Source organism: Streptomyces sp. A2-16, assembly GCF_018128905.1.
GTDB lineage: Bacteria > Actinomycetota > Actinomycetes > Streptomycetales > Streptomycetaceae > Streptomyces.
In genome coordinates this window covers 674,257-696,095 of sequence record NZ_CP063808.1, presented here as the reverse complement: position 1 = coordinate 696,095, position 21,839 = coordinate 674,257, and the positions used below count along the sequence as shown (strand labels likewise).

The window sequence follows — 21,839 nt, the reverse complement described above, 5'->3', positions numbered from 1 at the left end:
GATCAGATCCCCACAGTGAAGCCGGCGGACCAGGACTGGATGTCCTGCACAAGGCGGTCCCACGCGCCCGTCAGCAGCAGCAGTCCGGTCACGATCATCATGGTGCCGCCGATGCGCATGACCCAGGCGTAGTGGCGCTTGACCCAGCCGAAGGCGCCGAGCGCCTTGCGGAAGGCGACCGCGGCGAGCACGAAGGGCACGCCGAGGCCGAGGCAGTAGGCGACGGTCAGTATGGCACCGCGGCCCGCGCTGCCCTGCTGGGAGGAGAGGGCGATCACCGAGGCGAGGGTCGGGCCGATGCAGGGGGTCCAGCCGATGCCGAACAGCGCGCCGAGCAGCGGGGCGCCGAGCAGGCCCATCGTGGGCTTGTTGTGGAAGCGGAACTCCCGCTGGGTCATCCAGGGCATCAGGCCCATGAAGAAGACGCCCATGAGGATCATGAGCACGCCCAGCACCTTGGACAGCACGCTCTGGTTCTCCTGGAGCGTCTGCCCGAAGTAGCCGAACAGCGCCCCGCTGGAGACGAACACCGCGGTGAAGCCGAGCACGAACAGGGAGGCGCCGGCGACCATCCGGCCGCGCCGCGCCTCGGCCAGGTCGGTGCCGGTGACTCCGGTCACGTAGGACAGGTAACCGGGGACCAGCGGCAGGACGCAGGGCGAGAAGAACGAGACGAGGCCGCCGAGGACCGCGATGGGCAGGGCGAGCAGGAGCGCGCCGTTGAGGACGGTGCCGTTGTAGCCCGTCTCGGCGGCGAGCGTGACGACTGCGGTCACGTCACTTCTCCGCGAGGACCGGGTCGATCATCGTGCGCAGCTTGCTCTCGCTCAGCGCGGCCAGTGAGCGGGCGGCGATCTTCCCGTCCCGGTCGATGACGAGCGTGGAGGGCACGGCCTGCGGGTTGAGGGTGCCCTTGGCGAAGCGGAGCATCAGCTTGCCCGTCGGGTCGTACAGGCTGGGGAAGGTGATGCCCATGTCCTTCTCGAAGGCGCGGGCGTTCTGGACGCTGGTGTCGCGGGTGTTGACCCCGACGAACTGCACGTCCTGGTCCTTGAGCTTCTTGTAGACCGCTTCCAGGTTGGGCGCCTCCGCCCGGCACGGGGCGCACCAGGAGCCCCACATGTTGAGGACGACGACCTTGCCCTTGTAGTCGGCGACGTCGAGCTGTCCCCCGTCGACGGTCTTGCCGGACAAGTCGGGGGCGGTGCCCCGGTCGCCCTGCTTGGCGGTGGAGATGCCGTCCGCGCCCATGATGAAGTTCGTGTCGCCGCCACCGCCCGAGGTGCCGCCGGAGCTGCAGGCGGACAGGGTCAGCGCCGCCGCTGCGGCACCCGCGCTGAGCAGGACGGTTCGGACTCGGGAGCGACTACGACTGGCGGCACTCATGTGAAAAGTTTCGCATGCCCGTTCCGGGGCTCTCGGGCACCCCCCTTGTGGGCGGAAACCCGCATTTCAGGCGGCTTGTCACCGGCCCGTTCAGGCTGCGTTCGAGGGGGTGGCCGAGGTGTCCTTCAGGAACCCGTTCCAGCCACCGACGGGCGCCTGGCCGACATCGAGCGTACGGAGCTTGGCGAGGACCTCCGGCTTCTGTACGTCCATCCAGTCGACGAACTGCCGGAAGGAGACCATGCGGACGTCCGCGCCCTTCTCCTTCTCCCGCGCTATGTGCGTGAAGGCCTGCTCGACGGCGTCCATGTAGATGCCGCCGTTCCAGTGCTCGAAGTGGTTGCCGACGAAGAAGGGGGCGCGGTTTGTCTCGTAGGCCCGCCTGAAGCCGTCGATGTAGGCGCCGGCGGACTGCTTGCGCCAGGCCGGGTAGTTGTAGGCGGGCGCGTTGGTCGAGTTGATCGACTGGTTGGCGAGCATGTTGTAGTCCATGGACAGGACCTCGAAGCTGCGGCCGGGGAAAGGTATCTGCTGAAGCGGCAGGTCCCATATGCCGTCCTTCTTCTCGGGCCAGACCTGACGGCCGCCGGGCGAGGAGGCGTCGTAGCGCCAGCCGAGCTCGCGGGCGGTGGGCAGCAGGTTGTTCTGGCCGAGCAGGCAGGGAGTGCGGCCGCCGACGAGTTCCTTGTCGTAGTCGAAGGGCAGGGCCGGCAGGTCGGTCCAGCCGGTGTTGGTGCGCCACTCCTTGACGAAGGCCTTCGCCTGCTGGATCTCCGAGCGCCACTGCGCCGGCGTCCAGTTGCCGACGGTGCCGTAGCCGGAGCAGAAGTGGCCGTTGAAGTGGGTGCCGATCTCGTGCCCCTCGAGCCAGGCGCGCCGGACGTTCGTCAGGGTCGCCTTGACGTGCTCGTCGGTGAGGTAGCCGATGTCGGAGGCGCCCCGGGGGTTGTTCGGGGGGTCGTAGAGCCGCTTCTTCGACTCGGGCAGCAGATACAGCCCGGAGAGGAAGAAGGTCATGTGCGCGTCGTGCCGCTTGGCGAGGTCGAGGAAGCGCGGGAAGAGGCCGTTGCCGACCTCGCCTGCGCCGTCCCAGGAGAAGATGACGAACTGGGGCGGGGTCTGACCGGGCTCCAGCGGCACGGGCCTGCCGGGCTGGTGGGGCTGCTTGCCGGTGAAGGAGGTGGAGCCGTCGCCGATGGGGCGGGCGGTGGGGGTCGGCTTCTTGCCGGGCGTGGCGCCGGCGCCGTGGGTGACCCCGTCCGAGCCGTCCGACCCGGTGAGGGTTCCGCACCCCGACAGTCCTACGGCGGCCGCGGCACCCGCGCCGAGCCCGAGTGCTCCCCTTCGGGTGAGTGAGTGCATGCTTCCCCGATTCGTCACGTTCTCTGGTGGTCACCCAGTCAGAGGAGACGAGGAGGGGGGAAGGTTCCGGCACTATTTCCGGATTCAGTAACAGAAGCGCGCCCCACAGGGGCGCGGGGAACTGCGCGACCAGCCACGACGGGCCCGCAGCTCCCCACCGCCTTCCTGCTCGGTTTCCCGCGGAGCGCTACGCCCCGAAAGCCTTGCTCTTGCCCTTCACCGGCTTGGCGCCCGCCCGGAGATGAACCGGCACAAGATCGATCGCGGGCTCGCTGTAGCCGACGGAGACGATCCGGTCGCCCTGGTAGGTGAACGAGGTGAGCGAGGCGAGCGTGCACTGCCGCTTGCGCGGGTCGTGCCACAGCCGCCGCTTCTCGACCCACGACCGCACGATCCAGATCGGCAGCTGGTGACTGACGAGCACGGCTTCATGCCCCCGCGCCCGGTCCCGCGCCGCGTCCAGCGCGCCCTTCATCCGGACGACCTGGTCGACGTACGGCTCGCCCCACGACGGCTTGAAGGGGTTGACGAGGTGCTTCCAGTTGTCCGGGTTCTTCAGCGCCCCGTCGCCCACGCCGAAGGTCTTGCCCTGGAAGACGTTCTCGGCCTCGATGAGCCGCTCGTCGGTCGCGATGTCGAGGCCGTGCGCCTTGGCGATCGGCGTGGCGGTCTCCTGCGCGCGCTCCAGCGGGGAGGCGCCGACGTGGGTGATGTCCCGGGAGGCGAGGTGCTCGGCGACCCGGTCGGCCATCTGCCGCCCGAGCTCGGAGAGGTGATAGCCCGCGAGACGGCCGTACAGCACCCCGTCGGGGTTGGCGACCTCGCCGTGCCGCATCAGGTGGACGACGGTGATGTCGCTGTTGGTCGAGGTGCTCATGCTGCCGTGGCCTCCGCCGCCGCTCGGGCCGCCGCCGGAAGGGCGTCGGCGATCCGCTGAACCGCCTGCTCGTCGTGGGCCGCGGACACGAACCACGACTCGAAGGAGGACGGCGGCAGGTAGACGCCGTTCTCCAGAAGGGAGTGGAAGAACGCGGTGAACCGGAAGGACTCCTGCGTCCTGGCGTCCTCGTAGTTGCGCACCGGCCTCTCGGTGAAGAAGACCGAGAACATGTTGGAGGCGTTCTGCACGGTGTGCGCGACGCCTTCCTTGCCGAGTGCCTCGGAGACCAGCGACTGGATCTGCCCGGAGACGGCGTCGATCCTGGTGTAGACGGCGTCGTCGAGCAGCCGCAGCTGGGCGAGCCCCGCGGCGGTGGCGACGGGGTTCCCGGAGAGGGTGCCGGCCTGGTAGACGGGCCCGGCGGGGGCGAGGTGGGCCATGACGTCCGCGCGCCCCCCGAAGGCGGCGGCCGGGAAGCCGCCGCCCATGACCTTCCCGAAGGTCATGAGGTCGGGCCGGACGCCGTCGATGCCGTACCAGCCGGCCCGGCTGGTCCGGAACCCGGTCATCACCTCGTCGGAGATGTAGAGGGCGCCGTTCTGCGCGCAGGCGTCCTTCAGTCCCTGGTTGAACCCGGGCAGGGGCGGCACGACGCCCATGTTGCCGGGCGAGGCCTCGGTGATCACACAGGCGATCTCACCGGGGTGCCGGTGGAAGGCCTCGTGGACGGCTTCGAGGTCGTTGTACGGCAGCACGATGGTGTCGCCGGCCTGGGCACCGGTGACGCCGGGGGTGTCGGGCAGCGCGAAGGTGGCCACGCCGCTTCCGGCCGCGGCCAGCAGCGAGTCGACGTGACCGTGGTAACACCCGGCGAACTTGATGACCTTGGTGCGCCGGGTGAAGCCGCGGGCCAGCCGGATCGCGGACATGGTGGCCTCGGTCCCGCTGGAGACGAGCCGCACCTGGTCGACGGGCTCGACGCGGGCCACGATCTCCTCGGCGAGCGCGACCTCGCCCTCACCGGGTGTGCCGAAGGAGGTGCCCTTCGACACCGCCTCCTGGACGGCGGCGATCACCTCGGGGTGCGAGTGCCCGAGGATCATGGGACCCCAGGAGCAGACGAGGTCGACGTACTCCCGCCCGTCGGCGTCCGTCATATAGGGCCCGGTGCCGGACACCATGAAGCGGGGGGTGCCGCCCACGGCACGGAAGGCGCGGACCGGGGAGTTCACGCCGCCGGGTGTGACGGCGGACGCGCGGTCGAACAGGGCCTGCGAGACAGGCGCATCGTACGAATAGGGCAATTCACTCATATCCTGCGACTACTCCGACCTTCTCCGGTTTGTTCGGCTTTCTCGACTCCGTTGCCGGTGACCACCTCAGGGTAGGCCAGCCCTCGAAAGCCCCCGGCTTCCCACGATCTGCGAAACTGGATGCAGATACACACAGCTCACGGAGACGATGGCACGGAGCCGTTTGTTCAAGGGCTGCGAAGATCCTGCGGACAGGTGTTTCAACGCACGTTTCGGCGCGCGGCCGTGGGGGAGGTCACTGACACGATGATCGGGTTGCGCGGCGGGGCCTGCGCGTCCTAGAAAAGCAGTCGGGTGGAGATATGCATCGCGGTGGCGGACTGGGCGAGGGGACTGATGACCTGGGTCCTCGACGTGCCCGGCGGGGAAGGCACCGGCGCGAGGCGGAGGAAGCGGCCGAGACACGTCAGGGACGCGGTGCCTCGGGCACCCCGGATGAGTCGGAACGCGACGAACGACGTATCGAACGTCGGATCGATCCGTTGAGGGCGGGAAGCAGGAATGGTGGTCGGGTGGGGGTGACGTACAAGTACTTCGGCGCGCCCGACGGCGCGACCGCGGCCCGCGTCCCGATCTCGATGCGCCCCGAGGAACTCGGCGGCGACGAGCTCGGGATGAACGGCATGTTCACCAAGATCAAGCCGGAGACCATGGCGGCCATGGTCCTCACCGGCATCGAGGGCGTCCCCCTCCACAAGGTCCCCCCGCTCGAACTGGTCGTCCTGCACCCCGACTACGCGGTGGTCAAGCTCCCCATGACGGTCGTGGACCCGCTGCGCGGGATAGGCGAGGAAGCGGTCGGCGCGGCGGCGTTCATCTGGTCCACGGTCCCGGACCGGGGCGGCCCGAGGGACGCGTTCAACGTCTACCAACTGCTGCACGAGTGGCAGGACTTCAGCCATCGGCTGCATGAGGCGGGGCATCAGCCCTATTGCCTTGTGTGGCCGTGAGCCGGGGTTTCGGCACAGCAGTGGGCGGGGTCCGAGGACCCCGCCCTTTTCCGTGCCGGGGAGCGCTCAGGCCGCCTTGCGGCCCTTCTCCGTGTGCGCCCGGATGATGTCCGCGTACCGGTGTCCCGTCCCCTTGATCGTGCGCCGCTGGGTCTCGTAGTCGACATGGACCAGGCCGAAGCGCTTGTCGTAGCCGTAGGCCCACTCGAAGTTGTCCAGCAGGGACCAGGCGAAGTAGCCGGCCAGGGGGGCGCCCTTGCGGGCGGCGGACGCGCAGGCGGCCAGGTGGTCGATCAGGTACTCCTGGCGTTCCGGGTCGTCGATCGTCCCGTCGGGGCGTACGACGTCGGGGTAGGCGGAGCCGTTCTCGGTGACGTAGAGCCTGCGGGCGCCGTACTCGTTCGTGAGCCGGAGCAGGAGGGTCTCGATGCCGTTGGCGTCGATCTCCCAGTCCATGCCGGTGCGCGGCACCCCGGGGCGGGCGACCTGGCGGGCTCGCGGGGCCGGTCCCGTGGGGTCGTCGGCGACGGTGACCGGCATGTAGTAGTTGAGGCCGAGCCAGTCCAGGGGTGTGGCGATGACCGCCGAGTCGCCCGGCTTCTCCGGGAGTTCGACGCCGTAGACCTCGCGCATGTCCGCCGGGAAGCCCCGGCCGTGGACCGGGTCGAGCCACCAGCGGTTGGTGTGGCCGTCCATGCGGCGGGCCGCGTCGAGGTCCTCCGGGGCGTCGGTGGCCGCGTGGACGGTGGAGAGGTTGGTGACGATGCCGACCTGGGCGGACGGGGACGCGGCGCGGATCGCCCGCGCGGCCAGGCCGTGACCGAGGAGCAGGTGGTAGGAGGCGCGGACGGCGGCCGTGAGGTCGGTCAGGCCGGGGGCCATCGTGCCTTCCAGGTGGCCGATCCACGCCGAGCACAGCGGTTCGTTGAGGGTGGTCCAGTGGTGCACCCGGTCCCCCAGCCGCCCGGCCACGACCGAGGCGTACGCGGCGAAGTGCTCCGCGGTGTCGCGCGCGGGCCAGCCGCCGCGGTCCTGGAGCACCTGGGGCAGGTCCCAGTGGTAGAGGGTGACGGACGGGGTGATGCCGGCGGCCAGCAGGGCGTCGATCAGCTCGTCGTAGAAGTCGAGGCCCTTGGGGTTGACCGGCCCGTCACCCCCGGGGATCACGCGCGGCCAGGCGACGGACAGCCGATAGGCGTTGGTGCCGAGCCGGCGCATCAGGTCGATGTCCTCGCGCCAGCGGTGGTAGTGGTCGCAGGCGACGTCGCCGGTGTCGCCGCCCGCGATCTTGCCGGGGGTGTGCGAGAAGGTGTCCCAGATCGACGGCGAGCGGCCGTCCTCCGACACGGCTCCCTCGATCTGGTAGGCCGCCGTGGCCGTGCCCCACAGGAAGTCGTGCGGGAGTGCGGCGAGGTCGATGCTCACGAAAGTCCTTTCACGATGGGTCACTTGACGGCGCCCGCCGTCAGCCCGGCGACGAGATAGCGCTGGAGCAGCAGGAACCCGGCGACCACGGGGACGCTGACGACCAGCGAGGCCGCCATGATCTGGTTCCAGTACACGTTGTTGAGCGTGGAGTAGCCCTGGAGGCCGACGGCGAGGGTGCGGGTGGTGTCGTTGGTCATCACCGACGCGAAGAGCACCTCGCCCCAGGCGGTCATGAAGGCGTAGACGGCGACCGCGACGATCCCGGGGATCGCGGCGGGCACGACGACCCGGAAGAGCGCGCCGAGCGGCCCGCAGCCGTCGACCAGCGCGGCCTCGTCCAGATCGCGCGGGACCGAGTCGAGGTACCCGATCAGCATCCAGATCGAGAACGGCAGGGAGAAGGTCAGATACGTCAGGATCAGCCCGCCGCGCGACCCGAACAGCGCGATGCCGGTGGCGTTGCCGATGTTGACGTAGATGAGGAAGAGGGGCAGCAGGAAGAGGATGCCCGGGAACATCTGCGTGGACAGCACGGTGACCGTGAAGACGCGCTTGCCGCGGAAGTCGTAGCGGCTGACGGCGTACGCGGCGAACACCGCGATCACCACCGAGCAGACGGTCGCCGCGCCCGCCACGATCAGCGAGTTCACGAAGTACCGGGCGAGCGGGATGGTCGACCAGATGTCGATGTACGGCCGGAAGGTCACCTTGCTGGGCAGCCAGTGGAATTCGCCCGTGACGTCGGCGAGCGGCTTCAGCGAGCTGGAGACCATCACGTAGACCGGCAGCAGGACGAAGCCGGTGAGCAGGGTGAGGAAGATCCGCCGGGACCAGAAGAACGACCGCGGCGGCGCCATGGGTGAGTTGGTGCTAGGCATCGGCCGGCTTCCTTCCCCGGGAGGTCAGCAGGAGGTAGACGCCCGTCACCACGAGCAGGAACAGCAGCAGGAGCACGGACATGGCGGAGCCGGTGCCGAAGTTCCAGGTGACGAAGGACGCCTGATAGATGTGGACCGAGATGAGGTCCGCGGCCTCCGGGGCCGACTTGCCGAACAGGACGTACGGCGTGTTGAAGTCGTTGAACGTCCACAGGAACAGCACCAGCAGCAGCACCTGGTTGACCGGCCGCAGGGACGGGAGCGTGATGCGGCGGATCTGCTGCCACATACCGGCGCCGTCCAGGGCGGCCGCCTCGTACAGCTCGCCGGGGATGTTCTGCAGTCCGGCCATGACGATGAGGAAGGCGAACGGCCAGCCCTTCCACACCGAGACGGTCAGCAGCGCCCAGAAGCTGTTGTCGCCGATGAGCCAGAAGGACGGCTTGTCGGTGAGGTGCAGCTGGTCGTGCAGGACGTGGTTCACCAGGCCGTTGTCGTGCTGGAACATGAACACCCAGGTGATGACGGCCGCGTAGACCGGCAGGGCGTACGGGATGAGGAACAGCGCCCGCAGCAGGCCCCGGCCGCGGAAGGTGTCCTGGAGGAAGACCGCCGCCGCCGTGCCGATCAGCCAGCACAGGCCGACCGACAGCAGCGTGAAGGCCACGGTGACGAGGAACGAGTGCAGCAGGGCCTCGCCGACCGGGGCGTCGAAGTCTACCGACACCTTGTAGTTGTCGAGTCCGGACCAGGGCGCGGCGCCCCAGTCCCGGATGTAGAACTGCGTGAGCTCCTTGAAGCTCATCACGATGCCGATCACCATCGGCACCAGATGGACCAGGAGTTCGAGGAGCAGGGCCGGCAGCAGGAGCAGATACGGCAGCCCGACGCGGCGGATCCTTCCGGGGCGGCGGCGGGGACCGGGCTGCACCGCCCCGGAAGGGGTCTTGTGCACCGCGGCCTCCGCGGCAGTGGTGGTGGTCATCGTGCTCACTTCGTCGGCATCTGCTGCTGGGCCTTCTCCAGCGCCGCCTTGACCGACTCGGTGGTGACCGCGCGTCCGGCGGCCGCGTCGGCGAACAGGTCCTTGACGGCGGTTCCCACGGCCGTCTCGAACTGCGACTCGTCGGCGACCTGGGGCAGGGCCGCGGCGCTCGTGGCGAGAGTGTCCTTGAGCACCTTGTTGGCGCCCGTGCTGAACACGCTCTCCGCCTGCACGGTCTTCACCGGCGGGATGGAGCTGTACGCGGTGTTGAGGATCTTCTGCTCGGCGTCGCCGGTCATGAACTTCACGAACTTCTTGGCGCCGTCGATGTTGTCGGTGTTCTTGAAGACGGCCAGGTTGATGCCCATGACGGCCGAGTTGACCTGGGTGCCGGTGCCGGGCGTGCCGGACTGCACCGGCACGGGGGCGATGCCGTACTTGTCCGCGCTCATGCCCTGCGACTCGAGGTTGGCGGACGCGGACTGCCACAGCAGCATGGCCTGGTTGCCCTTGGCGAAGTCGCTCACGGACTGGTTCTGGGCGTACTCGGCGTCGCCGGTCGGGATGACCTTGTCCTTGGCCATGAGGTCGACGTACTGCTTGACCGCGGCCACCACGTTGTCGTTGGTGAAGTCGGGCTCGCCGTCGGAGGTGAAGAAGTCGGCGCCGTGCTGCTTGGCGAAGACGAACACGTGGTGGATGTTCTCCGAGAGGTTCGCCCCCTCGGCGCCGAGCGCGGACTTGCCCTTGGCCTGGATCTTCTTGCCGTCGGCGATCAGCTCGTCCCAGGTGGCCGGGGGCTTGGTGATGCCGGCGTCGGCGAAGATCTCCTTGTTGTAGTAGAGGGCGTAGGCCATGGAGTAGAGCGGGACGGCGGCCGGGTCCTGTCCCTGGGCGCCGGTGGAGCCGAGGGCGGAGTCGACGAAGCGGTCCTTGCCGCCGATCGCGGCGAAGTTCTTGGCGTCCCAGGGCAGCAGCGCGCCGGTGGCCTGGAGGGAGGCGCTCCAGGTGTTGCCGATGTTGAGGACGTCGGGGCCCTGTCCGGAGGTGGTCGCGGTGAGGATCCGGTTGAGCAGGTCGGACCAGGGGACGACCTCGACCTTCACCTTGATGCCGGTCTGCTTCTCGAACTTGTCGAGCTCGGGCTGGAGCACCTTCTTGTCGACCTCGATGCTGGCGCCCTGGTTGGAGGCCCAGTAGGTCAGGGTCTTCGGCGAGTCGTTGGACCCGCCGCTCGTCGACGAGCCGCCGCCGCAGGCGGTCACGAGAGTCATGAGGGAAACGGTGACCGCCCCGGCGGCCGCGGCTCGGGTTCTGCGCATGGCTCTGGAGTCCCTTCCAGGGGAGACCTCCGGATGCGTTCGCTTCTCGAACACCGCCCCGGAGTTAATTTATGGCGTGATTTAAGACGCGAAGGAAAGTCGCGTCAAGAGTCGGCGCAGCGGTATCTTGCAGGTCGAGGCTGCTTCGGAAGGGATCCACATGGCGGGGCGGAACGGGCGGACGGTGCGTGACCTGCGGCGCGGCAATCGGGCCGCGGTGCTGCGGCGGCTGTATTTCGACGGGCCGATGAGCCGCTTCGAGCTGGCCCCGGCCACCGGTCTGAGCGGCGGCTCCATCAGCAACGTGGTCGCGGAACTGGTCGAGGACGGGCTGGTCGAGGAGGCCGGCACCGTCGAGTCCGACGGCGGCCGCCCCCGCACCCTGCTGCGCGTCGCCCCCGCCGGCGGCCACATGATCGGCGTCGACGTCGGCGAGACCCGCGTCCGCGTCGAGCTGTTCGACCTCACCCTGACCGAACTCGCCCGCACCGAAAGGCCCCTGGAACACCACGGCTACGACGTCGAGGTCGTCGTCGGTCACATCCGCGACGGCATCGCCGAGGTCCTCGCCGACACGGACGTCACCCCCGAACAGCTCCTGGGCGTCGGCATCGGGGTCCCCGGCATCGTGGCCCGCACGCCCGGGCAGGGCGCGGTGGTCCACGGGCAGACGATCGGCTGGGACGCCGTCCCGCTGGAGTCCCTGCTGCGTTCGACCTGTGAACTCCCCGACTCCGTCCCGTTCTTCATCGACAACGGCGCCCGCACGCTCGGCCAGGCCGAGCTGTGGTTCGGCGCCGGCCGGGGCGCCCGCAACGCGGTCGTCGTCCTCTTCGGCTCGGGCGTCGGCGCCTGTCTCGTCACCGAGGACGTGGACCACGGCCGCCCCCTGGAGTGGGGACACATGACCGTGCAGGTCAGGGGGCGCCGCTGCCGCTGCGGCGCCCTGGGCTGCCTGGAGGCCTACGCGGGCGCGGGGGCGCTCGTCGACCGCTGGCGCGAGGCGGGCGGCCGGCCGCCCGAGGGCGCCGACGAGGAGACCGCGCTGGCCGCGCTGCTCACCGCCGCCTATCCGACGGGGCGCGCCGAGGCCGATGCGACGGGAGGCGCCGAGGCCGAACCGACGGAGGGCGCCGCGGACCGTCCGACCCGGGGCGGCGAGGCCGACCCCGCCACCGCCCACCCGGCCGGACACGCCGAGCCCGATCCCACGGCCCTCGCCGTCCTGGAGGAGACCGCCGAGTACGTCGGCGCGGGCCTGTCCGACCTGGTCAACCTCTTCCAGCCCGAACGCATCCTCATCGGCGGCTGGGCCGGCCTCCAGCTCGGCCGACGCTTCCTGCCGGCCGTGCGCCGGTACGCCGACGCGTACGCGCTGCGCCACCCCGCCGAACGGGTCTCCGTCGACCTCGGCGAACTCGGCCCGGACGCGGTCACGGTCGGCGCGGCGAGCCTGCCCCTGACCGACTTCTTCGCCGCGGGCGGGCGCCGGGGTACGCGCGGCCGCGAACGCGAGGCGGCGAAGGGCTGACCGGGCGGCCCGGCCCGGTCAGGCCACCGGGTCGAGGAACGTCAGCACGGAGGCGTCCTCCTCGATCAGCGGGGTGAGCGCGGCGTTGAACGGACCGCCGTACGGGGCGTTCAGGTGCGCCTGGAAGGCGTCCTCGTCCCGGTAGACCTCGAAGATCCAGAAGGCGCGCGGGTGGGACGCCTTGGTGTAGACGTCGAAAGCGAGGTTGCCTTCCTCGGCCCGCACCTGGTCGGCGTACTCCACGATCATGCGGGCGACCTCGTCCTGCGCCCCCTCACGGGCGGTGAACTCGGCGAGCAGGGTCTTCTTCACGGATGCGTGTCCTTGTCCGTCGCGGTGGCCCCGACGAGTGTCAACGTTGACTTGTGTCATCGATGACAGCCGTGGGTCTGCATGATGAGCGCAACGCGATCGATACGTCAACGGTTCGGGCGCGAAACGGGCGGCCGCCCTCACCGTTGCGGACTTGTGACTGGCGCGGGGCATTGACGCCGCCGGGAGACGGGGTCATCATCCTCGGCAGTGTCAACGATGACATAAGTCAACGATGACACCCAGGGACGGCATGCTCCGATGCCGCCGCTCGCCCGCAATCCCGCTGGAGTCGTCCATGTCTCGCACCCCTCGACTGCCCTCCTCCCTGATCAGAGTCGCCGCGTGCACCTCGGTCGCGGCGCTCGCCCTGACGGCCTGCGGTTCCGGCTCCGGATCGGACTCCGTCGGCGCCGGTTCGGGCAAGGTCAAGGTCGGACTGATCACCAAGACCGACACCAACCCGTTCTTCGTGAAGATGAAGGAAGGCGCGGAGAAGGCCGCCAAGAAGGACGGCGTCCAGCTCATGACCGCCGCGGGCAAGTTCGACGGGGACAACGCCGGTCAGGTCACCGCCATCGAGAACATGGTGGCCGCCGGGGTGAAGGGCATCCTGATCACCCCGAGCGACTCCAAGGCGATCGTGCCCGCGATAGCCAAGGCGAAGGCCAAGGGCGTGCTGGTCATCGCCCTGGACACGCCGACCGAGCCGGAGAGCGCGGTCGACGCCCTCTTCGCCACCGACAACCTCAAGGCCGGCGAGCTGATCGGCGAGTACGCCAAGGCCGCGATGAAGGGCAAGGCGGCCAAGATCGCCACCCTCGACCTCGCCCCCGGCGTCTCCGTCGGCGTCCAGCGGCACAACGGGTTCCTCAAGGGCTTCGGTGCCGCCGAGAAGGACGTCGCGTGCGCCCAGGACACCGGCGGCGACCAGGCCAAGGGCCAGACCGCGATGGAGAACTGCCTCCAGAAGGAGCCCGGCATCAACCTCGTCTACACCATCAACGAGCCGGCCGCGCTCGGCGCGTACACCGCGCTGAAGGCCAAGGGCCGGGAGAAGGACGTACTGATCGTCTCCGTCGACGGCGGCTGCACCGGCACCCAGGCCGTCAAGGACGGGAAGATCGCGGCCACTTCGCAGCAGTACCCGCTGAAGATGGCCGCCGAGGGCGTCAACGCCGTGGTGACGTACGCGAAGGACGGCAAGAAGGCGTCCGGCTACACCGACACCGGCGTCACCCTGATCACCGACAAGGCCCAGACGGGCGTCGCCTCCAAGGACACCGCCTTCGGCCTGGAGAACTGCTGGGGCTGAGCCCCGCCCCGGGGACCGTACGACCTCGCCCCGCCGCTGAGCGGGGCGGCCGGCCCCGCACCTCCCCGCCCCGGGGACGGCCGCCCCCTTGTCCTCCCACCAGGACTTCTGTCTTCCGACAAGGACTTCGCATGACCGCCACGTCCACGCCCCCGAGCACCTCCTCGCCGTACGCCGAACTCAAAGCGCCGACCACGGCCCGCAGACTGCTCACGGCACCGACCACGGGCCCGCTGGTCGCTCTCCTGCTCGCCTGTGTCTTCTTCGCCGTCTCGACCGACCAGTTCCTCACCGGCGGGAACTTCTCGCTGATCGTGCAGCAGGTCATGGTCGTCGGCACCCTCGCCATCGGCCAGACCCTGATCATCCTCACCGCGGGCATCGACCTGTCGTGCGGAGCGGTGATGGCGTTCGGCAGCATCGTGATCGCCAAGATGGCCGCCGAGGGCTCGCTGCCGCCGCTCCTCGCCATCGCGCTGGGCCTGGTCGTCTGCGGCGGCTTCGGTCTCGTCAACGGGCTGTTGGTGCAGAAGATCCCGCTGCCGCCGTTCATCGTCACCCTCGGCATGCTCAACGTGGCGTTCGCGCTGACCCACATCTACTCCGAGGAGCAGACGGTCACCAACCTGCCCGGACCGCTGACGGCCCTCGGGCAGACCTTCCCGATGGGCCACACCGACATCACCTACGGCTCCCTGGTCACCATCGCCCTGTTCCTCCTGCTCGCCTACGCGCTGAGCAGCACCGGCTGGGGCCGGCACGTCTACGCCCTGGGCAACAGCCAGGAAGCCGCGCGGCTGAACGGCATCCGCACCTCCCGGCTGACCATCGGCGTCTACACCGTCGCCGGTCTCCTCTACGGCGTCGCCGCCCTGCTGCTCATCTCCCGCACCGGAGTCGGCGACCCGCAGGCGGGCCAGACCGACAACCTCGACAGCATCACCGCCGTGGTCCTCGGCGGCACCAGCCTCTTCGGCGGCCGCGGCTCGGTGCTCGGCACCTTCATCGGCGTCCTCATCGTCGGCGTCTTCCGCAACGGGCTCCAACTGATGGGCGTCGCCTCCATCTACCAGACCCTGATCACCGGTGTGCTGGTGATCCTCGCGGTGACCGTCGACCAGATCTCCCGGAAGAAGGCCCGATGAGCGCCCTCGCCTCCCCCACCCCCGTCCTCCAGGCCCGCGGTCTCGTCAAGCGCTACGGCCAGGTCACCGCCATCGACGGCGCCGACTTCGACCTGCTGCCCGGCGAGGTGCTCGCCGTCATCGGCGACAACGGCGCCGGAAAGACCAGCCTGATCAAGGCCCTCACCGGTGCGGTGACACCGGACGCGGGCGAGATCCGTCTCAACGGCGAGCCCATCCACTTCTCCGGCCCGCAGAGCGCCCGCGCCCACGGCATCGAGACGGTCTATCAGGACCTGGCCGTGGCCGCCTCGATGGACATCGCGTCCAACGTCTTCCTCGGCCGCGAGCTGCGCCGGCCCGGTGTCCTCGGGAGCGTGTTCCGCATGCTCGACAAGAAGCGGATGCGCCAGGAGGCCGCCGAGCACATGGCCGACCTGAAGATCGGCCTGCGGTCGCTGACCCAGGCGGTCGAGACCCTGTCCGGAGGGCAGCGGCAGGCCGTGGCGGTCGCCCGTTCCGTCGCCTGGGCCCGCAGTGTCGTCGTCATGGACGAGCCCACCGCCGCGCTCGGCGTCAAGGAGTCGGGACAGGTCCTCGACCTCATCCGCCGGGTCCGGGACAGGGGCATGCCGGTCGTCCTGATCAGCCACAACATGCCGCACGTCTTCGAGATCGCGGACCGGATCCACGTCCACCGGCTGGGCCGGCGGGCCGCCCTGATCAAGCCCTCCGACTACTCCATGGCGGAGGTCGTCGCCATCATGACCGGCGCGCTCACCGTCGATGAGGCCGGAGGTACTGTCGTAGCGGATTCCGAGGCCGCGAAGGCCGCGGGCGTCCAGGCCACCTGACCACAGCACTCGACACTCGACGGCATCCGGCCGAGGCCGCGGCCGGAACCGACGAGCACAGGAGACGGTTTCCTCCATGGCAGCGAACCGCCGCCCGACCCTGGCCGACGTCGCCCGCGAAGTGGGCGTCAGCGCCAAGACGGTGTCCCGCGTTCTCAACGAGGACGGACCCGCGTCGGCCGAGACCAGGGAACAGGTGCTGGCCGCCGTGGCCAAGCTCGGCTTCCAGCCGAACCTGATGGCCCGCAACATCCGCGTCGGCGGCCCCGACACCACGATCGGTCTGGTCATCCCGGACCTCGGCAACCCGTTCTTCGGCGCGGTGGCCCGCAGCATCGAGGACACGGTCCGCGACCGTGGACTGACCCTGCTCATGGGTTCCTCGGCGGACGAACCGGACCGGGAACGCGCCCTGACGGACAAGTTCCTGGCTCGTCGCGTCAGCATCCTGCTGGTCGTGCCGTCCGTCGGCGCCGACCACTCCCACCTCAAGACGCACCGCGCGACGGGACTGCCCGTCGTGTTCCTCGACCGCCCCGGAGCGGGCCTGGCCGCCGACAGCGTCGTCAGCTCCAACCGCACCGGCGCCCACGACGGCGTCGCCCATCTGATCGCCCACGGCCATCGGCGCATCGGCTTCGTCGGCGACCTGCCGGTCAAGCTCTACACCCGCCGTGAGCGTCTCGCCGGGTACCGCGAGGCCCTCGACCGGGCCGGCCTCCCCTACGACCGGTCGCTGGTCACCAACGCCCATGACCAGCAGGGGGCTTCGGCCGCGACCTCCCAGCTCCTCGAGCTGGCCGATCCCCCCACCGCCCTGTTCGCCGGCAACAACATCGTCGCCCTGGGGATAGTCGCCGAACTCGCCCGCAGCAGGCGCAAGGACGTCGCCGTCGTCTCCTTCGACGACGTCCCGCTGGCCGAAGCGCTCGAACCGGCCCTGACCGTCGTCGCCCAGGACCCCGAGGAGATCGGCAGAACGGCGGCGACCACGGCACTGTCCCGCCTCGACGGCGACCGCAGCCGGGCCCGGACCATCACCGTCCCGACCCGCCTGATCGTGCGCGGCTCGGGTGAGCGGCCCGCCCCGGAGTTGCAGCGGGCCTGACCCGTCAGCCCGCCTGCCCCGGCACCTCCTTCATCTCGTTCACGACCGCCCGCTGAGTGATCGCGATCGTGAAGTTCACGGTGCCCTTCGGGAAGGTCTCGCTCGGCTCGACCTGCACACTGCGCTCACCGAGGAACGCGTACGTCTTCTTGTCGAAGATCCACTCCGTGCGCTGTCCGCTCTGCTCGTCGAGCCGCGCGACGGCGACGCCGTGGCGGCCCGTCGCGTCCACCGCGACGACCCCCGGGATCCTGGCGGCGGCCTTGTAGAGCGCGGGGGTGAGGTCCGCGGGCGGGTAGCTCTCGGTCAGCCAGGCACAGCACCAGGACCTCGCGTTCGGGGCGTCTCAGCGAGCCGAGTGCGGTCAGCGTGGCGGCGATCCGGCGCCGGTCGTCCACCCGCCCCGCGGTCTCCTCGGCATGGTCGGCAACCTCTACGACACCCGCCTGGACCGCCGCGCTCGCCGCGGCCCGGTAACGCCGGTTGCCGTGGCCGTGGGAGCGGGAGACGTTCGTGGCGATGCCGAGCAGCCACGGCCGCAGCGAACCCCCTTCGGCCTCGATCGAGTCCCGGCGCCGCCATGCCTCCATGAACGTGGCCGACATGACGTCCTCGGCCACGGACCAGTCGGCGGTCAGCCGGAAGGCGTGGTTGTACACCGAGCGGGCGCACTGGCCGTAGAGCTCCGCGAAGGCGTCCGGATCCCCGGCCCGTATCCGGGTTCGCATATCTGTGGTCACGTCCTCAACTGCGCGTCCGGATCACCGAGCTCCAGTGACCCGCGTCACATCTCAGCTAATGTTGTGCACTTTATTGACGACGGTCACTAGACAGCCTAATTTCACGGTGTCCTTCCCCCCGCTCAAGGGAGACCGCGATGTCCCCGTCCCCCACCGCATCGGAACGCAGCCGCCAACTCCGCCGAGTCGCCCTCTCCGGACTGCTCGGCACCGCCGTCGAGTTCTACGACTTCCTCGTCTACGGCACCGTCGCCGCACTCGTCTTCGGCGAACTGTTCTTCCCCGGCGCCGACCCCGCAGTCGGCACGATCGCCGCGTTCGGCACCTTCGCCGCCGGATATGTGGCCCGCCCGATCGGCGGCATCGTCTTCGGGCACTTCGGCGACCGCCTCGGCCGCAAGAACATGCTGCTGCTCACCATGGGCCTGATGGGCGGTGCCAGTTTCCTCATCGGCCTGCTGCCCACGTACGACACCATCGGCGTCTGGGCGCCGGTCCTGCTGATCACCCTGCGCGTGCTGCAGGGCATCGCCATCGGCGGTGAGTGGGGCGGCGCGACCCTGATGGTCGTGGAGCACGCGGGCGACAAGCGCCGCGGTCTGTGGTCCAGTTTCACGCAGATGGGAGCCCCGCTCGGCTCCCTGATCTCCGCCGCCGTGGTCGCGATGGTCTCCACCCTCCCCAAGGACCAGTTCGCGGCCTGGGGTTGGCGCGTGCCGTTCCTGCTGAGCGTGCTGCTGCTCGGCGTCGGCCTGTTCGTCCGCCTCCAGGTGGTCGAGAGCCCGCTGTTCGCCGAGGTGAAGAAGGACCGCGCCGAGTCGAGGCTCCCCATCCTCGACGTCCTGCGCCACCCGCGCCCGGTGCTGCTGGCCTGCTGTGTCGGCATCGGCGCCTTCACCGCCCAGTCCCTGCTGACCAGTTACCTGATCGCGTACGCCACCGGCATCGGCTACCCCCGCCCCCAGGTGCTCACCGCGCTCACCGTCTCCGCCGCGGTCGCCCTGGTCGTCCTGCCCTGCGCCTCCGCGCTCTCCGACCGGATCGGCCGCCGCCCGGTCGTCCTCACCGGCGCGATCCTGTCCGCCGCGACCGCCTTCCCCGTCCTCGCTCTGGTCGACTCCAAGTCGTCGGGAGCACTGATCCTGGCCGTCGTCATCGGCCACGGCATCTCCCAGTCGCTGATGTACGGCCCGCTGGGTGCCCTGTTCAGCGAGATGTTCGGCACCCGGGTCCGCTACACGGGCGCCTCCCTCGGCTACCAGGGCGCGACGCTGGTCGGCGCCGGCTTCTCCCCGATGATCGCCGGAAGCCTGGTCGCGAGCAGTGGCAACGGCACCCCCGTCGCCCTCCTGCTGTGCGGCGGCTCGCTGATCACCGCGCTGACCGTGTGGTTCGTCCGCGAGACGAGCCGTACCTCGCTCGGCGAGGAATCCGCCCCCGAACTCCCCACCACCCCCCACACGGAGGAGATCACCGCATGAGGCACCGCACCCGCATCGCCTGCACGGCGGCCCTGCTGCTCACCCTGACCACCGCACCCGCCGCCACGGCGGCCGACGCGGGCCCCACCCACGTGGACGGCCGACTCCCCTCCGGGGCCACGTACATGATGGACGTCCCCACCACATGGAACGGCACCCTCCTCCTCTTCAGCCACGGCTACAACGCAGGCCCGGCGAACCCCGCCCAGGACGCCCCGGACGCCCCCACCAAGGCCCTTCTCCTCCAGCAGGGTTACGCCCTCATCGGCTCCTCGTACGCCAGCACCGGCTGGGCGGTGACGGACGCGGTTCCCGACCAGATGGCCACCCTGAGCGCCTTCACCGACCGCTTCGGCCAGGCCTCCCGCACCCTCGCCTGGGGACGGTCGTACGGCGGCCTGGTCACCACCGCGATCGCCGAGCGTCACCCGGACCGGATCGACGGCTCGCTCTCGATGTGCGGCCTGGTCCACGGCGGCGTCGCCAACTGGAACAACACCCTCGACCCGGTGTTCGCCCTCAAGACGCTCCTGGGATCCGACGTCCCCCTGGTGGACCTCCCGACCCAGCAGGCGGCCACCGACGCGGCGAACACCCTGACCGCCACGGTCGACTCGGCGCAGTCCACGGCCGAGGGCCGGGCCAGGATCGCCCTCGCCGCCGCCCTGCACAACATCCCGGTCTGGAACGCGCCCACCCAGACCCGCCCGGCCGCCACCGACTGGGACGCCCAGCAGGCCAACCAGTACGACGCCGTCAAGGGGCTGCTGAAGATCGCCGCCTTCAACCGGCGCCAGGAGGCCGAGGTCCGCGCGGGCGGCAACATGTCCTGGAACACCGGCGTCGACTACGCCCGGCTGCTCGCCAAGTCCTCCGTCCGCAAGGAGGTCACCGCGCTGTACAAGAAGGCGGGCCTCTCCCTGACCAAGGACCTCGCCGCCCTCGACCGGGCCCCGCGCATCACCGCGGACCCGGCCGCCGTCGCCTGGATGAGCGGCACCAGCAGCTTCACCGGCAAGCTGGCCAAGCCCCAGCTCTCCGTCCACACCATCGGCGACGCCCTGGTCCCCGTCCAGACGGAGAGCGCGCTGAAGCGGGCGGTCACGGCGGCCGGTTCCGGCCCCCTTCTGCGCCAGGCCTACGTCGACAACGCCGGCCACTGCACGTTCAGCCCCGCCGAACAACTCGCCGCCCTCCGCACCCTGGAGGACCGCCTGACCACCGGTACCTGGCAGGGCACCGACCCGGCGTCCCTCAACGCCCGCGCCACCGCGGCCGACCCCACCACCCCCACCCGCTACATCTCGTACCGCCCGACCCCCTACCTGCGCCCGTACGACCTCGCGCACCCCGCCGACGGCCGGTGACCTCCCACGACGTTCCACGACCGCCCGCCGTACCGTCGGCGGGCGGTCGTACCCTTGCCCCCGTGGAGGACGACGACATCCTGGACACCGCGGACGGGCCGCAGCCGCGCCCGCAGTCGCTCATGCTCACCTTCTTCGGCAACCACGTCCTGGAGGAGGGGGACCTGGGCGTCTACTCGGGCAGCATCATCGACGTCCTGGGCCGGGTCGGCGTGGGCGAACAGGCCGTGCGCTCCACCCTCACCCGCATGGTCAACCGGGGCCTGCTGCAGCGTCAGCGCGAGGGCCGCAAGATGTTCTTCGGCCTGACCCCGCAGGCCACCCGCGTCCTGATCGACGGCCGCACCCGCATCTGGAAGCAGGGCGCCGTCAACGACGACTGGGACGGCTCCTGGACCCTGCTCGGCTTCTCCCTGCCCGACTCCTGGAAACGCCAGCGCCACGACCTGCGCTCACGGCTCACCTGGTCCGGATTCGGCGCCCTGTACAGCGGTTTGTGGATCGCCCCCGGCCAGGTGGACGTCTCCGCGGTGGTCACCGACCTCGGCCTCACGGCCCACGTCAAGATCTTCCACGCGCGGGCCGCCGACGTGACCGACATCGAGCAGATGATCCGCGACACCTGGGACCTGGAGTCCATCGCCGCCCGCTATGTCACCTTCGACAAGCGCTGGAGCACCCACCTGGGCAGCGGCACCGACGACGACCCGATCGGCACCCGTCTGCGCCTGGTGAGCGACTGGCTCCGGACCATCCGCACGGACCCGAGGCTCCCGGCCCGCCACCTGCCCCCGGCCTGGCCGGCCCGCACCGCGCAGGAGACCTTCCACCGGGTCGCGGAACAGACCCACCCGGCACTGGAGTTGGCCCGAGCCGCACTGGAGACGACTCCCCTGCGCCAGGATCCCTGAAGCGCGTCCGCACCGCCGCACCACCGCCCCGCCCCGGCGATGCGCGAGGAGAGCCCGGGCGGCAGGGGCTGGGGGCTGGAGAGGTTCATCTCGAGGCGGGACGCCGACTGGTTCGGTTACCTCAGCGACGCCGAGGACTTCTACGAGAAGGGCCCCGGCTTCGCGGACAGCGACATCACGTACCGGATGGCGGACGTCCTGCTCGACACCTTCTTCGAGCAGGTCGAGGCCAAGCGCGCCGGCACCAGCGACCTGGGCGCCGAACTCCGCTTCACCCACGCCGAGGAGATCATCCCGCTGGGCGCGCTGATGGGCCTGCCGGGCAGCACCCGGGGCGCCACCCCGGCCACGCCGTACACGTACGCCACCAACCCCTGGAGGGGCGCCTCCGTGGCCCCCCTCGGCTCCAACATCCAGTGGGACGTGTGCCGCAGGGGCACCAGGTACCTGGTCCGCATGCTCTACAACGAGAAGGAGACGGCCTTCAAGCCGGCCTGCGAGCCGGTCGCGAAGGGCAGCAAGTTCTACGACCTGGACGAACTGGAGCGCTGCTTCGGCAGGACGGCGAACCGGTGATTCCCCCGGCGGCCGC

21 protein-coding genes and 1 pseudogene are annotated in these 21,839 nt (G+C 70.1%); 10 read left to right on the top strand and 12 right to left on the bottom strand.

Translation table 11 applies throughout. The features are described 5' to 3' along the window. Window positions 1–2: 2 nt before the first annotated feature. The 5 genes from IOD14_RS03325 to hemL form a co-directional block, all read right to left on the bottom strand. Window positions 3–776: a cytochrome c biogenesis protein CcdA gene (locus tag IOD14_RS03325; RefSeq protein WP_123990969.1), complete on the bottom strand. Its 774-nt coding sequence runs from the start codon at window positions 774–776 to the stop codon at window positions 3–5. Between the two features lies 1 nt (window position 777). Next, entirely contained in the window at window positions 778–1,386 is a 609-nt protein-coding gene (locus IOD14_RS03320) for a TlpA disulfide reductase family protein (protein ID WP_212669614.1), read from the bottom strand. Between the two features lie 90 nt (window positions 1,387–1,476). Then, a complete protein-coding gene (locus IOD14_RS03315) occupies window positions 1,477–2,748 on the bottom strand; it encodes a hypothetical protein (RefSeq protein WP_123990967.1) in 1,272 nt (423 codons plus the stop codon). Window positions 2,749–2,935: 187 nt separating this feature from the next. After that, window positions 2,936–3,625: a histidine phosphatase family protein gene (locus tag IOD14_RS03310; RefSeq protein WP_123990966.1), complete on the bottom strand. Its 690-nt coding sequence runs from the start codon at window positions 3,623–3,625 to the stop codon at window positions 2,936–2,938. Then, window positions 3,622–4,941: a glutamate-1-semialdehyde 2,1-aminomutase gene (gene hemL, locus IOD14_RS03305; protein ID WP_212669613.1), complete on the bottom strand. Its 1,320-nt coding sequence runs from the start codon at window positions 4,939–4,941 to the stop codon at window positions 3,622–3,624. The genes IOD14_RS03310 and hemL overlap by 4 nt, the downstream gene beginning before the upstream one ends. A gap of 302 nt (window positions 4,942–5,243) precedes the next feature. On the opposite strand from hemL, the gene IOD14_RS03300 reads away from it, so the two are divergent. Then, complete coding sequence (locus IOD14_RS03300) at window positions 5,244–5,891, top strand: hypothetical protein (RefSeq protein ID WP_174269201.1); 648 nt, start codon at window positions 5,244–5,246, stop codon at window positions 5,889–5,891. 66 nt (window positions 5,892–5,957) lie between these two features. Here IOD14_RS03300 and IOD14_RS03295 read toward each other — a convergent pair whose 3' ends face one another. Genes IOD14_RS03295 through IOD14_RS03280 form a run of 4 tightly spaced genes read right to left on the bottom strand, consistent with a single transcriptional unit; the run spans window position 5,958 to window position 10,504 of the window. Continuing rightward, the gene (locus IOD14_RS03295) at window positions 5,958–7,316 is read right to left on the bottom strand and encodes a GH1 family beta-glucosidase (RefSeq protein ID WP_212669612.1); all 1,359 of its coding nucleotides are present in this window, start codon (window positions 7,314–7,316) and stop codon (window positions 5,958–5,960) included. A gap of 20 nt (window positions 7,317–7,336) precedes the next feature. Next, window positions 7,337–8,176, bottom strand: a complete 840-nt coding sequence (locus tag IOD14_RS03290; RefSeq protein ID WP_123992806.1) for a carbohydrate ABC transporter permease — start codon at window positions 8,174–8,176, stop codon at window positions 7,337–7,339. Window positions 8,177–8,189: 13 nt separating this feature from the next. Further along, a complete protein-coding gene (locus tag IOD14_RS03285; protein ID WP_212669611.1) occupies window positions 8,190–9,182 on the bottom strand; it encodes a sugar ABC transporter permease in 993 nt (330 codons plus the stop codon). A 5-nt stretch (window positions 9,183–9,187) separates the two neighbouring features. Beyond that, a complete protein-coding gene (locus IOD14_RS03280; protein ID WP_212669610.1) occupies window positions 9,188–10,504 on the bottom strand; it encodes a sugar ABC transporter substrate-binding protein in 1,317 nt (438 codons plus the stop codon). A gap of 160 nt (window positions 10,505–10,664) precedes the next feature. On the opposite strand from IOD14_RS03280, the gene IOD14_RS03275 reads away from it, so the two are divergent. Then, window positions 10,665–12,035 (top strand): ROK family transcriptional regulator, encoded by a 1,371-nt coding sequence (locus IOD14_RS03275; RefSeq protein ID WP_212669609.1) that lies wholly within the window; start codon window positions 10,665–10,667, stop codon window positions 12,033–12,035. Between the two features lie 18 nt (window positions 12,036–12,053). On the opposite strand, the gene IOD14_RS03270 is transcribed toward IOD14_RS03275, so the two are convergent. Then, window positions 12,054–12,347, bottom strand: coding sequence for a putative quinol monooxygenase (locus tag IOD14_RS03270; RefSeq protein ID WP_212669608.1), 294 nt, complete (start codon window positions 12,345–12,347; stop codon window positions 12,054–12,056). Between the two features lie 298 nt (window positions 12,348–12,645). Between IOD14_RS03270 and IOD14_RS03265 the strand changes: the two genes are divergently transcribed. From IOD14_RS03265 to IOD14_RS03250, 4 genes are all read left to right on the top strand, one after another. Beyond that, on the top strand, window positions 12,646–13,662 hold the full coding sequence (locus IOD14_RS03265; protein WP_123990951.1) for a sugar ABC transporter substrate-binding protein: 1,017 nt from the start codon (window positions 12,646–12,648) through the stop codon (window positions 13,660–13,662). A gap of 131 nt (window positions 13,663–13,793) precedes the next feature. Beyond that, window positions 13,794–14,807, top strand: a complete 1,014-nt coding sequence (locus IOD14_RS03260) for an ABC transporter permease (protein WP_123990950.1) — start codon at window positions 13,794–13,796, stop codon at window positions 14,805–14,807. Continuing rightward, the gene (locus tag IOD14_RS03255; protein WP_123990949.1) at window positions 14,804–15,640 is read left to right on the top strand and encodes an ATP-binding cassette domain-containing protein; all 837 of its coding nucleotides are present in this window, start codon (window positions 14,804–14,806) and stop codon (window positions 15,638–15,640) included. The genes IOD14_RS03260 and IOD14_RS03255 overlap by 4 nt, the downstream gene beginning before the upstream one ends. 76 nt (window positions 15,641–15,716) lie before the next feature. Beyond that, entirely contained in the window at window positions 15,717–16,748 is a 1,032-nt protein-coding gene (locus IOD14_RS03250; protein ID WP_123990948.1) for a LacI family DNA-binding transcriptional regulator, read from the top strand. Between the two features lie 4 nt (window positions 16,749–16,752). On the opposite strand, the gene IOD14_RS03245 is transcribed toward IOD14_RS03250, so the two are convergent. Together IOD14_RS03245 and IOD14_RS03240 are read right to left on the bottom strand one after the other, a co-directional pair. After that, entirely contained in the window at window positions 16,753–16,980 is a 228-nt protein-coding gene (locus IOD14_RS03245; protein WP_249126345.1) for a hypothetical protein, read from the bottom strand. Further along, window positions 16,874–17,488, bottom strand: a complete 615-nt coding sequence (locus IOD14_RS03240; protein ID WP_249125814.1) for an RNA polymerase sigma factor — start codon at window positions 17,486–17,488, stop codon at window positions 16,874–16,876. The genes IOD14_RS03245 and IOD14_RS03240 overlap by 107 nt, the downstream gene beginning before the upstream one ends. Before the next feature lie 137 nt (window positions 17,489–17,625). Here IOD14_RS03240 and IOD14_RS03235 point away from each other — a divergent pair, with 137 nt between their 5' ends. The 4 genes and pseudogenes from IOD14_RS03235 to IOD14_RS03220 form a co-directional block, all read left to right on the top strand. Then, window positions 17,626–18,969 carry an MFS transporter gene (locus IOD14_RS03235; protein ID WP_212669607.1) on the top strand — a complete coding sequence of 448 codons (1,344 nt, stop codon included), beginning with the start codon at window positions 17,626–17,628 and terminating at the stop codon, window positions 18,967–18,969. Beyond that, the gene (locus IOD14_RS03230) at window positions 18,966–20,336 is read left to right on the top strand and encodes an alpha/beta fold hydrolase (RefSeq protein ID WP_212669606.1); all 1,371 of its coding nucleotides are present in this window, start codon (window positions 18,966–18,968) and stop codon (window positions 20,334–20,336) included. The genes IOD14_RS03235 and IOD14_RS03230 overlap by 4 nt, the downstream gene beginning before the upstream one ends. A gap of 62 nt (window positions 20,337–20,398) precedes the next feature. Next, window positions 20,399–21,247, top strand: coding sequence for a PaaX family transcriptional regulator C-terminal domain-containing protein (locus IOD14_RS03225; RefSeq protein ID WP_212669605.1), 849 nt, complete (start codon window positions 20,399–20,401; stop codon window positions 21,245–21,247). Window positions 21,248–21,277: 30 nt separating this feature from the next. Then, window positions 21,278–21,823: pseudogene (locus IOD14_RS03220) on the top strand (histidine-type phosphatase); the annotation flags it as partial. Between the last annotated feature and the right edge of the window lie 16 nt (window positions 21,824–21,839).